The sequence below is a fragment of the Hyphomicrobium sp. genome (genome assembly GCF_047600905.1).
Taxonomy (GTDB): Bacteria; Pseudomonadota; Alphaproteobacteria; order Rhizobiales; family Hyphomicrobiaceae; genus Hyphomicrobium_B.
Map to the genome: position 1 here is coordinate 3021748 of NZ_JASGKD010000001.1, position 12207 is coordinate 3033954.

The 12207-nt window shown below is 61.1% G+C and carries 11 protein-coding genes; 4 read left to right on the forward strand and 7 right to left on the reverse strand.

Annotation, left to right across the window (positions count from 1 at the left end; genetic code table 11):
• Positions 1–21 precede the first annotated feature (21 nt).
• The 3 genes from holA to QM780_RS14490 all read left to right on the forward strand — a co-directional run bounded on the left by holA (position 22) and on the right by QM780_RS14490 (position 2622).
• Positions 22–1068, forward strand: a complete 1047-nt coding sequence (gene holA / locus QM780_RS14480; RefSeq protein ID WP_415071152.1) for a DNA polymerase III subunit delta — start codon at positions 22–24, stop codon at positions 1066–1068.
• Between the two features lie 68 nt (positions 1069–1136).
• On the forward strand, positions 1137–2135 hold the full coding sequence (locus QM780_RS14485) for an adenosine kinase (protein ID WP_415071153.1): 999 nt from the start codon (positions 1137–1139) through the stop codon (positions 2133–2135).
• A gap of 193 nt (positions 2136–2328) precedes the next feature.
• Positions 2329–2622 (forward strand): hypothetical protein, encoded by a 294-nt coding sequence (locus QM780_RS14490; protein ID WP_415071154.1) that lies wholly within the window; start codon positions 2329–2331, stop codon positions 2620–2622.
• A gap of 121 nt (positions 2623–2743) precedes the next feature.
• Here the strand turns inward: QM780_RS14490 and coaA are convergent, their stop codons facing one another.
• The 7 genes from coaA to mnmE form a co-directional block, all read right to left on the reverse strand.
• Positions 2744–3694: a type I pantothenate kinase gene (gene coaA, locus QM780_RS14495; protein WP_415072052.1), complete on the reverse strand. Its 951-nt coding sequence runs from the start codon at positions 3692–3694 to the stop codon at positions 2744–2746.
• Between the two features lie 47 nt (positions 3695–3741).
• Entirely contained in the window at positions 3742–4074 is a 333-nt protein-coding gene (locus QM780_RS14500; protein WP_415072053.1) for a phosphoribosyl-ATP diphosphatase, read from the reverse strand.
• 115 nt (positions 4075–4189) lie between these two features.
• Entirely contained in the window at positions 4190–5068 is an 879-nt protein-coding gene (locus tag QM780_RS14505; RefSeq protein ID WP_415071155.1) for a ParB/RepB/Spo0J family partition protein, read from the reverse strand.
• A 59-nt stretch (positions 5069–5127) separates the two neighbouring features.
• The gene (locus QM780_RS14510; RefSeq protein WP_415071156.1) at positions 5128–5973 is read right to left on the reverse strand and encodes a ParA family protein; all 846 of its coding nucleotides are present in this window, start codon (positions 5971–5973) and stop codon (positions 5128–5130) included.
• 3 nt (positions 5974–5976) lie between these two features.
• Positions 5977–6660, reverse strand: coding sequence for a 16S rRNA (guanine(527)-N(7))-methyltransferase RsmG (gene rsmG, locus QM780_RS14515; RefSeq protein ID WP_415071157.1), 684 nt, complete (start codon positions 6658–6660; stop codon positions 5977–5979).
• Positions 6660–8585, reverse strand: a complete 1926-nt coding sequence (gene mnmG / locus QM780_RS14520) for a tRNA uridine-5-carboxymethylaminomethyl(34) synthesis enzyme MnmG (RefSeq protein ID WP_415071158.1) — start codon at positions 8583–8585, stop codon at positions 6660–6662. Before mnmG ends, rsmG begins: the two co-directional genes overlap by 1 nt.
• 130 nt (positions 8586–8715) lie before the next feature.
• Positions 8716–10041 carry a tRNA uridine-5-carboxymethylaminomethyl(34) synthesis GTPase MnmE gene (gene mnmE, locus QM780_RS14525; RefSeq protein ID WP_415071159.1) on the reverse strand — a complete coding sequence of 442 codons (1326 nt, stop codon included), beginning with the start codon at positions 10039–10041 and terminating at the stop codon, positions 8716–8718.
• Between the two features lie 75 nt (positions 10042–10116).
• Between mnmE and QM780_RS14530 the strand changes: the two genes are divergently transcribed.
• Positions 10117–12129 carry a thioredoxin domain-containing protein gene (locus tag QM780_RS14530; protein ID WP_415071160.1) on the forward strand — a complete coding sequence of 671 codons (2013 nt, stop codon included), beginning with the start codon at positions 10117–10119 and terminating at the stop codon, positions 12127–12129.
• Positions 12130–12207 lie beyond the last annotated feature (78 nt).

The window sequence follows — 12207 nt, forward strand, 5'->3', positions numbered from 1 at the left end:
GCGCCCTATAAGAGCGTCGTCATGGCCGTCATCAAACCGCAGCAGACCTCTCAATTCATGAAGGCGCCGCCATCCGACTTGGCGGCCGTGCTGTTCCATGGCAGCGATCCGGGACTCGTCAGCGAGCGCTCATCAGCGTTGGCCCACGTTCTGGCGGGGCGCGAAAACCCGCCCGGCGAAATCCTCAAGATCGACGACGCGGAGCTTGATGAGGATGCGGGTCTGCTCGAAACGGAATTGCAGACGCGGCCGATGTTCTCCGGGCGGCGCATCGTACGCGCAATTGCCGGGCGGAAGATCTCAGCGCAGCTTTTGAAACCCATTCTGGCGTCGGTGCCGCTCGAGGGCCTGCTGATCGTCGAGGCCGGCAATCTGAAGGCTGACGACGCGCTGCGTGCGCTCTTTGAAAAGCAGCCGTCGTGCTATGCGGTCGCGTGCTATGCCGATAGCGCCGCCGATATCGACGAACTCATTTCGGAGGTGCTGACGTCGTTCGGATTGACGATCGAGGGCGATGCGCGCGAGCTGTTGCAAAGCCGGCTCGGCGCCGATCGGGCGTTGTCGCGCTCGGAAATCGAAAAGCTGGCGCTTTATTGTCTCGGGCGGACGCCGGTTACTTTCGACGATGTCGATCTGATTGTCGGCGATGCCGCCGGATTAGCGATCGACCGGATTGCGGAAGCAGTGGCCGACGGACGCACGAAGTCCGCGATCAGCGATTTCGGGCGGGCCCTGGCATCGGGGGAGAGCGCGCAGGCGATCATCGCAGCGCTGCAGCGCTATTTCGTGAAGCTCCATCGTGTGCGCAGTGACGTCGATGCTGGGCAGCGGCTCGATGATGCCTTGAAATATCTGCGGCCGCCGCTGTTCTTCAAGCAGAAGGACATTTTCGCCCGGCAGGTTCGCAGTTGGCAGCGCGAGAAGCTCGACCAGGCGCTGCGCCGGATCGCGGAGGCCGCAAAGGCGGCGCGGCTTTCGTCCAATCTCGAAGACGTGATTGCCGAGCGGCTGATCCTGGCGCTGTCGTCGATGGCGGCGATATCAGCGGCTGCGGCGGGCGGCCGCTAGGGTCCGGCTTGCGGGCCGGCGATCCCTCCCTATAGTGCCAGCGCTTTTGTCTCAGAACGGGGGAATTCATGACTGCTGCGCGTTACGACGTGATCGGGATCGGCAACGCGATCGTCGATATTATCGGACGATGCGACGAGGCCTTCCTTGCAGATGTCGGCGTCGCCAAGGGCAGCATGCGGCTGGTCGATGCCGCCGAGATCCAGAAGATCTACGCAGGCATGGGACCGGCGGTCGAAATCTCGGGCGGATCGGCGGCGAACACGATTGCCGGCATCGCCTCGTTTGGCGGCAGCGCCGCTTTCATCGGCACGGTTGCGAATGACGAATTCGGCCGGATTTTCTCGCACGATATTCGCTCAATCGGCGTGACTTTCGATGCGCCGCCGGTTTCGAACGGCACGCCGACGTCGCGTTCGCTTATTCTCGTCACGCCCGACGGTGAGCGCACGATGAATACCTATCTTGGTATTTCGACGAACCTCGGCGAAGCGCAACTCGATCTCGATATGATCAGAGCTTCATCCATTCTTTATCTCGAAGGATATCTGTTCGATGAGCCGCAAGCGAAACAGGCTTTTCGCGCCGCTTTAACTGCAGCAAAAGAAGCAGGACGAAAAACAGCGCTTACGCTTTCAGACGGCTTTTGCGTCGATCGGCATCGCGATGAATTTTTAAAACTCATTCGCTCCGGCATCGATATTCTTTTCGCAAACGAGTCCGAAATCAAATCGCTCTACCAGACGGAATCATTCGAGTTTGCAGCGGAAAACGCGCGTGCCGATACGAAGCTTGCGGTGCTGACGCGAAGCGCCAAAGGTTCCGAAATTCTGTTTGAAGGCGAAACAATTCGAATTGGGACTTTCCCGGTCGAAGAAGTCGTCGATACGACGGGGGCGGGCGATTTATATGCGGCGGGATTCCTATTCGGATATGCCAAAGGCCTGCATCTGGAAACGGCCGGGCGCTTGGCGAGTTTGGCGGCATCTGAAATCATCAGCCATACGGGTGCGCGGCCTGCCGTTTCGCTTGCCGGATTCGCACGGCAACACGGCATTATTTCGTGAGCCAATCCGGATCTCGGAATTGGACTTTCGGACGACTTGAATATACCGACTGAGGTGAACGACGTTCAAATAGAGAATGTTTAGGGGGTATTTCGTGTCCAATTCGGACTCACAATTATTCTCCCTGGAATTACGAATTAACTTGCAGCAATCTCGAAAATATTGAATCGCTTCGTTTCGGGGTTCGCTCAAAATGCTTCATTCTCCCGTCCGACGTGGCCGCCCGAAAGGGACCGGCATCGATGACAGCGACCGTATTGCACGCCTCGATGAATTGCTCCGCGTCCACCCGGAAATGAAACCGACAACCGCCATTCGATTGATGGGATATTCGAACCCGTCGGCCATTCGGCGGCTGCGCGACAAATATAAGGTTTTTGCCTTGAAGACCCGGATCGAGCTTTCCAAGGATATTCGTGGCGCATCGCCGGTCGCGGCGGCGCTCGCTTCGGAGCCGGCCGCAGCCGTCATTCCTTCAGCCCGCTAGATCCATTTTGCCGACAACCCATTGATCCAACGCCTTCGACTGTAGAGCGATCTCCTGTGATCACTCGCCAGGGCCGCTATCCCCAAGCGGCCCATTTTTTTGCGTGTTATCACGCGATAATTCAGAGCTTACGAAGGGCGACGGATTCGACCCGGTGGGTTTCGCCCTTCTGCAGGATGAGCTGGGCGCGGCGGCGGGTCGGAAGAATGTTCTCTTCGAGATTTTTCAGGTTGATGTCGCGCCAGAGCTTCAAGGCGACCCGGCGCACCTCATCGGGTGCGAGCGTTGCATATTTGTGGAAGTAGGCGCCGGGATCGCGAAAGGCGGTCGAACGCAGACGCATGAACCGCGTCAAATACCATTTCTCGATAACGGAAGGAGCAGCGTCGATATAGATCGAGAAATCGATGAAATCGGAAACGAAGGGAATGCTCGTTCCGTCTTTCGGCATATCGGCCGGCTGCAGAATATTGAGGCCTTCGATAATCAGAATATCGGGCTGCTGGATCAGCACTTCCTGGCCCGGCAGAATGTCGTATTGAAAGTGCGAATAGACCGGCGCCGGGACGGTCGAAACGCCCGATTTGATATCGCCGAGAAAGCGCAGCAGACGCTCGGTGTCGAAGCTTTCCGGAAAGCCTTTCTTCTCCATCAGCCCGAGGCGTTCCAACTCGGCGTTGGGAAAGAGAAAGCCATCGGTCGTCAACAGATCGACGCGCGGATGATCGGGCCAGCGCGCAAGGAGGGCGCGGAGGACACGGGCGGTCGTGCTCTTGCCGACGGCGACGGAACCGGCGACGCCGATGATGAAGGGAACCTTGGTATCCTTGCGGCCGAGGAATTCGGAACTCACCGAATAAAGCTTCTGGGCGGCGGCGACGTAGAGATTGAGAAGACGCGACATCGGCAGATAGATCTGCTCGACCTCATCGACCGACAGTTCTTCGATGATGCCCGAGAGCTGCTCCAGCTCGTTAGGCTGCAGCGTCATCGGCGTATCGGCGCGCAACCGCGCCCAGTCCTCGCGCGTAAAGATGCGGTACGGCGAGTACGGGACGTTCTCCGAGCGCACGTCCTCGCGCGGTTTGGTTTTCTTTCGTGCCGGAGCCGCTCGCGATTTCACGACGCGTTCCCGCTGCGGGAGGCTTTTTCCTCGAGCCCGGAGGTGCCCATGCGTCCATCAAGGACCTTCAGAACATCGTCGAAGGCGATCTGGCGGGATTCGAGCAGCACCAGCAGATGATAGAGCACGTCGGCGGCCTCGGCTTTCACAGCCTTGTCGTCGCTTGCCATCGCAGCGATGACGAGCTCGACCGCTTCCTCGCCGAATTTCTTGGCGCAACGCTCGGTGCCAGCGGTCAGCAGTTGAGATGTATAGGACTTGCCCGATGTGTCGGAGCGGCGCGAGTGGATCAGCGCGGCAAGCCGGACCAGGGTATTTTCTTCAGCCATATCTTGTGACTCGCGCGGTTCCGTTCGACGTTTGAACCCGAACGAGCGCACACCATCAAGCCAGCGCCGGATAATCAAGCGGTACCGATCCGAAAAGGCGAGAAAGGCTTAATCGTCAGCCGCCGCCGAGCCGCTGACGGATATAATCGAGCTGGTCGAAATTGCCATAGCGGATCATCAGGGTGCCGCTTTCGCCTGAAGCCTTGCGGACCTCGACCTTGAGTCCGAGGAGATCCGTCAGCTCTTTTTCGAACGCTTTTGTATCGGCGTCCTTGTCGCGACTGCGACGGTTGCCGCCAGTGTTTCCGGGTTCGCCGAACGAGGTTTGAACCAGGGTTTCGACATCGCGGACGTTCAAGCCGTTGTCGATGATCTGCTTGGCGATGGTGCCAGCGTCGTCGCGGCCGATGAGGGCGCGGGCATGACCGGCGGTGATCTGTCCGTTCTGGACGAGCGATTGCACTTCGGTGGGCAGCTTCAACAGACGCAGCGTGTTGGCGACATGGCTACGGCTTTTGCCGATGATTTCGGAGACCTGCTCTTGGCTATAGTCGAAGCGCTCGACGAGTTCGCGATAGCCCGTCGCCTCTTCGATGGCGTTCAAGTCCTGGCGCTGGACGTTCTCGATGATGGCGAGTTCGAGGACTTCGCGATCGCTCAATTCGCGGATGATGACAGGAATCGTGTGAATTCCGGCCTTTTGCGCCGCGCGCCAGCGTCGTTCGCCGGCGACGATCTCGTAGCCGCCGGTCAAGCCGTCGGGACGGACAATAATCGGCTGGACGAAACCCTTGGTGCGCAGCGACTCCGCCAGCTCGGCCAATTCGTCGTCGCGGAAATCCTTACGCGGGTTGAGCGGGCTCGACTTCACTTCGGCGATCGAGACCATGCGCTGCTCGCCTTCCGGCGGCAGGCGATGACCAAGCGGTGCAGGTTCCCCGATCAGAGAGGCGAGGCCACGGCCCAGGCGGCTCTTCGGCACCAACGAGTTCATCTGCTTTTCTGTCCCCTGCTGTCGTTTCGTCTTTTAGATCCTGGTGTTTCCGCGCGCCGTCAGGCGGCCTTGAAGCGCCGTTCGCGCTCCATGATCTCGGTTGCGAGGCGCATGTAGGCCTGACTTCCGGCGCAGTCGTAATCGTAGAGAAGGATCGGCTTGCCGTGCGAGGGCGCCTCGGCGATGCGCGTGTTGCGCGGGATGACCGTGTCGTAGACCTTGGCGCCGAAGAAGGCGCGGACGTTGTCGGCGACCTCGCGCGAGAGGGACACGCGCTGATCGTGCATGGTCAGCACGACGCCCTGAATTTCCAAGCGCGGGTTGAGAGTTGCGCGGATTTGTTCGATCGAATCCTTAAGTTGCGAAATACCTTCGAGCGCGAAGAACTCACACTGCACCGGCACGATGACGGCGTGCGCCGCCGACATGGCGTTGAGCGTCAGCAGGTTCAGCGACGGCGGGCAATCGATCAGCACGTAGGTGAAATGCGTTTCGGGATCGCGTGTGCGCTGTTGCCCGATCATGGCGACGATGGCGTCGCGCAGCTTGAACGGCTTGTTCTGATCGTTGGACAGCATCGAATCGATGCCGACGAGGTCGTTGTTGGCAGGAACGACGAAAAGATTCGGAACGGCGGTTTTCAACACCGTTTCGAGGATCGTGGCGTTGCCGGTCAGAATGTCGAACGAGGTTTTGAAGCGTTGCTCGATATCGATGCCGAGGCCGGTCGAGGCGTTGCCTTGCGGATCGAGGTCGAGGACGAGCACGCGTTCGCCGACCGCCGCAAGCGCGGTGCCGAGGTTGATCGCCGTCGTGGTCTTGCCGACGCCGCCCTTCTGATTGGCGATGGCGACGACGCGTGGGCCCGCGTTCGCACTGCCCGCGCCTGAAACGTAGCCGGCCACGGGTTATACCTCCGTCTTGGGTTTCAGCACCCGGGGTTTCAACGCTTTAAGCAACACGACTCGGCCGTCCTCTTCCGTCAGGCTTGGAATCAGCTCATAGGCAAACTGCCAGTCTTGAGCTGCGTTCTCGATTTCGGCCGGAACCTCCCGGCCTTTCAAGAACATACCAAGTGTCGACGACGCAAAATACGGGGCCGCGACTTCGGCCAGCCGGGACAGCGGCGCGAGCGCACGCGCAGTGACGCAGTCGGCCACGCTTACCTTAGCGTGAGTCTCGGGATTTTCGATCCTCGTGCACAGAATGTCCACAGCAACGCGGGTTTGGCGGGCGACCTCGCGCAGGAATGCGGCTTTGCGGCTGTCGCTTTCGACCAGGATGTGGCGGGTTGCCGGGCCGGTTTTGGCGGTCTCTGAGGCCAGAATCGCCAGGACGAGGCCGGGAAAGCCGGCGCCGGAGCCCAAATCGAGCCAGGTCTTGGCGGCGGGGGGCCGGAGCGGCCAGAGCTGGGCGCTATCGGCGAAATGGCGGTGCCAGATGTCGTCGAGGGTGCTGGGGGCGACGAGATTGATGGTCTTCTGCCAGCGCTTCAGCAGGGCTTCGTAGGTTTCGAGCTTTTCGCGGGTTTCGCTGGAGACGCCGAACCGGGTTTGGAACTTCGCGGGTGTATCGATGCGGGAGTCGGCCATCAGGCGGATTTGCGGTCGTTCTTGGCCGCCTTGAGCCGGGCGAGCAGGGTCAGCAGCGCAGCTGGCGTCATGCCCTCGATGCGGCCTGCCTGGGCGATGGTTGCGGGGCGATGGCGGGCGAGCTTCTGGCGGATTTCGGCCGACAGGCTGGGCAGAGACGCGAAATCGAAGTCGTCCGGGATGCGGACGGCCTCGTCGCGCTTCAACTGGGCGACGTCTTCGTCCTGACGCCGAAGATAAGCGGCGTAGCGGGCATCGACTTCGAGTTGAGCGGCGATTTTAGGTTCGATGCGGCCGATCTCGGGCCAGACCGCCTTGAGCTGGTCGAGCGAGATTTCCGGAAAGGCGAGCAGGTCGAAGGCCGAACGGCGGCGGCCATCGCGGTTGACGGAAAGCCCGTGCTTGGCGGCTTCGGTCGGCGTGATGGAGAGTTGGTTCAACAAGTCGAGGCCGTCGCTGAGCGCTTTGGCTTTGGCTTCGAAATGGCGTGCCCGTTCGGGACCGACGACGCCGAGGCGGATGCCTTCGGGCGTCAGGCGCTGATCGGCGTTGTCGGCGCGCAGCTTCAGGCGGAATTCAGCCCGGGACGTGAACATGCGATAGGGCTCGGAGACGCCGCGGGTGACGAGGTCATCGACCATGACACCGAGGTAGCCGGAGGTGCGCGAAACGCCAAACGTTTCACGTGAATCCATTTCTTGACGAATCGTTTCACGTGAATCCGTTGTATATGAATCTCTTGGTAAATTTCCGGATTTGAGCGCTGCGTTGATGCCCGCCAGAAGGCCCTGGGCGCCGGCTTCCTCATAACCTGTCGTGCCGTTGATCTGGCCGGCGAGAAACAGTCCGGGCAGGCGCTTCACTTCGAGGCCGAGGGTCAGTTCGCGGGGATCGACGTAATCATATTCGATGGCGTAGCCCGGCCGCTTGATGACGACATTTTCGAGGCCCGGCATTGTTTTCAGGAACGTGTCCTGGATTTCTGCGGGCAGGGAGGTGGAGACGCCGTTCGGGTAGATCGTGTCGTCGTCGAGGCCTTCGGGCTCGAGGAAGATCTGGTGAGACGTGCGGTCGGCGAAGCGGACGACCTTGTCTTCGATCGACGGGCAATAGCGCGGGCCGACGCTCTCGATTTGGCCGGAATACATCGGCGATTTCGCGAGATTGGCACGGATGATGTCGTGGGTTTTCGCGGTCGTATAGGTGATGCCGCAGGCAATCTGGGGCGTTTCGATTGTCTCGGTCAGGAATGAGAAGGGCACGGGATCGTCGTCGGCCTTCTGCATTTCGAGGCCGGACCAATCGATCGATTTGCCGTCGAGGCGGGCGGGTGTGCCGGTTTTGAGGCGGCCGAGCTGCAGGCCAAGCGCATAGAGCCGATCCGACAGCTTCAGAGCCGGGGCTTCGCCCGCACGGCCTGCCGGGATTTTCTGCTCGCCCATATGGATGAGGCCGTTGAGAAACGTGCCGGTCGTCAGCACGACGGCGCCTGATCGGAGTGGGCGGCCATCAGCGGTGATGACGCCTTCGACCCGGCCGTTTTCGACGATCAGGTCTTCGACGCCGCCTTCGATGACGTCGAGGTTTGGAATCGCGGCGATTTCGGCCTGCATGGCCTGGCGATAGAGCTTGCGGTCGGCCTGGGTGCGGGGGCCGTGGACGGCGGGGCCCTTCGAGCGGTTCAAAAGCCGGAACTGGATGCCGGCGCGGTCGGCGACGCGGCCCATCAGGCCGTCGAGGGCGTCGATTTCGCGGACCAGATGACCTTTGCCGAGCCCACCGATGGCCGGATTGCAGGACATTTCGCCGATGGTCGCGAACTTATGGGTGACGAGCGCCGTTCGCGCGCCCATGCGCGCCGCAGCCGCTGCGGCCTCGGTTCCGGCGTGTCCGCCGCCCACGACGATGACGTCATATCGGTTCATTGGCGGGAAATAGCGCATCCTGGGGGTGTGCAAAAGGCGGTTTCTCGCCCCGAATCCCTCCTTTGAAGGGGAGGGAGAAAAATCCAGGCTTGCGAATCCGAAGAATCATTTCACGTGAAACTTTTGGGACTCACTTGCCAATGCAGAAACGGCTGAAGATCTGGTCAAGGACGTCCTCGACATCGACACGGCCGGTGATACGGCCCAGCGTTTGGGCGGCGCGGCGGACATCTTCGGCCCGGAGCTCGATGGCGGCGGGGCTTCCCGTCAAAAACGCCTGAACGTCGGCAAGAGCCGTTTCGAGTGCCTGGCGGTGGCGCGCCCGGGTAATGGCTGGGTCGGCCGGGCTGCCTATGGCCTGCCCGGCACGTTCGGCGATGGCCTCGATCAGGCGGTCGAGGCCCGCACCGGTTTTGGCGGAAACGGCGAGATCGCCGAACTCTGGATCGTTCCTCGACTCACGGGGAAGATCGGCCTTCGAACGAATTACAAGGCTTGTTTCACGTGAAAGGCCAAGGGGCGGAATCGACTCGGGCTTTTCCGCGAGCCACAGGACCAGATCGGCGTCGCGGGCGACGGCGAGGCTGCGGCGGATGCCTTCCTGCTCGACCTCGCTCGAGGCTTCGCGGATGCCGGCCGTATCGGAGACGATGACCGGCAATCCGGCGAGATCCAAGCGCACCTCGATGACGTCGCGGGTGGTTCCGGCTTCGGCGGAGACAATCGCGGCGTCACGGCGAGCGAGCGCATTCAGAAGCGATGACTTTCCCGCGTTCGGCGCGCCCAAAAGCGCGACGCGGAATCCCTCCCGCAGGATCTCGCCGCGATGGCCGTCATCCAAATGCGCGACGATCTCTTTGGCCAGTGTTTCCGCACGTTTTCGCGCTTCTGCAAACGAAGATGCCGAGACGTCGCCTTCGTCGGAGAAGTCTATTGCGGCTTCGATGAGGGCGGCGATTTCGATGAGGCGCGCGCGCCAGCCATCATAGAGCTTCGAAAGCGCGCCGCTCGCTTGAGAAAGAGCCTGACGGCGCTGGGCATCGGTTTCTGCTTCGATCAGATCGGCGAGGCCTTCGACTTCAGCGAGATCAAGTTTGCCGTTCTCGAAGGCGCGACGCGCGAATTCGCCTGGCTCGGCCAAGCGGCAGCCGGGGATGGCGGATAGTGCCGCAAGAATGGCGGAGACGACGGCGCGGCTGCCGTGGACTTGGAACTCGACGACGTCTTCGCCGGTTTCCGTCTTTGGTGCCGCGAACCAGAGCACAACGGCACGATCCAGCGCCTCCCCTGTCTGAGGATGCTGGATCGTGCGGTACACCGCCGAGCGGGGCTTTGGACGCGGCGCCACCATTTTTTCCAGGACGTCTTGCGCCGCCGGTCCCGAAATACGAATGACCGCGACGCCCGCGCGACCGGGCGCGCTCGAGAGCGCGAAAATCGTTGAAGCATCCGACATACGGTTCGCGTACTCGTAGACGCCGCCCGCCGCAACCCGATCGCGGCATTCCTGCTAACGCCAGCTGAAATCCCAATGAGCGAAAATCGCCTGAAGTACGAGACCAGCCCGTATCTGCTGCAGCATCAGGACAATCCGGTGCACTGGTGGGCGTGGGGGCCGGAGGCGCTCAGCGAGGCGAAGCGGACGGGAAAGCCGATCCTGCTGTCGGTCGGCTATGCGGCCTGCCACTGGTGCCATGTGATGGCGCACGAGAGCTTCGAAGATCCCGGCACAGCGCAAGTGATGAATGATCTTTTCATCAACATCAAAGTCGATCGCGAGGAGCGTCCGGATATCGATGCGATCTACATGGGCGCGCTGCATCGATTGGGCGAACAAGGCGGCTGGCCGCTGACGATGTTCCTCGACAGCGATGCCAAGCCGTTTTGGGGCGGCACGTATTTTCCACGTGAATCACGCTACGGCCGCCCGTCGTTCGTAACGGTGCTGCTGCGGCTGGCGGAGGCTTATCAGAACCAGCCGGAGAACGTCGCCAAGAACACCGCAGCGTTGATCGCATCGCTGAAAGACGAAGCGTCGGCCAACGAGCGCGCAGTGCCGGGTCCGGACGTGCGCGATCTTGTTCAGCGCATCACGCGGGCGGTCGATCGTGAGCATGGCGGTCTCAACGGCGCACCGAAGTTTCCGCAATGGAACATCTTCTGGCTGTTGTGGCGGGGCGCAAACCGGTTCAGCGATGAGGATGCGAAGCAGGCGGTCGTCACGACGCTGCGCAATATCTGCCAAGGCGGCATCTACGATCATCTCGGCGGCGGGTTCGCGCGCTATTCGGTCGACGAATACTGGCTCGTGCCGCACTTCGAGAAGATGCTCTACGACAATGCGCTGCTGATCGATTTGATGACGGAGGTCTGGCGCGAGACGCAGGAGCCATTGTTCAAAATCCGCATCGCCGAAACGGTTTCGTGGCTGCAGCGTGAAATGATCGGAGAAGCAGGAGGTTTTGCAGCGTCTCTCGATGCCGACAGCGAAGGCGAGGAAGGCAAGTTCTACGTCTGGAGTGCGGAAGAGATCGCAGACGTTTTAGACGCGGAAGACGCGGCTTTCTTTGCACGCATCTACGGTGTGACGCCGCAAGGAAACTTCGAAGGACACACCATTCTCAATCGTCTCGATTCACAAGTGCTGCTGTCGGAGGAGGAAGAATCGCGGCTCGCGGGGATGCGCGCGAAGCTTCTCGAACGGCGTGCGTCGCGCGTTCGTCCGGGATGGGATGACAAGATCCTGGCGGACTGGAATGGGCTGATGATCGCGGCGCTGTCGCGTGCCGCGATGGTGTTCGATCAGCCGGATTGGCTAGGGCTCGCCGAGCGTGCTTTCACGTGTGTCGCGACGAAGCTTTCAGCCGGCGGCGATCGTCTCTTTCATTCGTTCCGCGACGGCCGCGCGAAGGCACCGGCGACGGCATCCGACTACGCCAACATGGTCTGGGCCGCGCTCCGTTTGTATCAGGCGACGCAGTCGGAGACCTATCTGGTGCAGGCTCAGTGCTGGACACGGGTTCTCGATACGCATTACTGGGATAGCGACAGCGGCGGATACTTCACCGCAGCCGACGACACCAGCGATGTCGTCGTGCGATTGAAGTCGGCACATGACGATGCGGTCCCAAGCGCCAACACGATCCAACTTTCCAATCTCATTGCGCTCGCCGCGCTGACAGGAGAGACGCGCTACGATGAACGGGCGACGGACTTGGCGGATGTGTTCTCCGGCGCGGTGGCGCGGATGCCGACGGGGCATTGCGGTCTGATCGCCGCGGAACTCGATCTCGGCCGGCTGGTTCAAGTCGCCGTGATCGGGGCCGAGCCTTCGGAGCTTCAGCGTGTGCTCAGGTCCGTTTCCCTGCCGGGTGCGATCGAATTCGTTTCGGAAGCGACCACTTTCCCGGCGGCGTCGCCGCTGGCCGGAAAGGCTGGCATCGACGGCAAATCAACCGCTTATGTCTGTGTCGGCCCGGTGTGCGGGGCACCCATCCAAGACGGCGCAACAATGCGAAAAGAAGTTCTGATCGCACGCAGCTAAACTATTGATCGCTGTCAATCTTTACCGCGTTGAAACGTCTCAAGACCGATATCCTTGGCGCATGTATCTTCCGAGCGA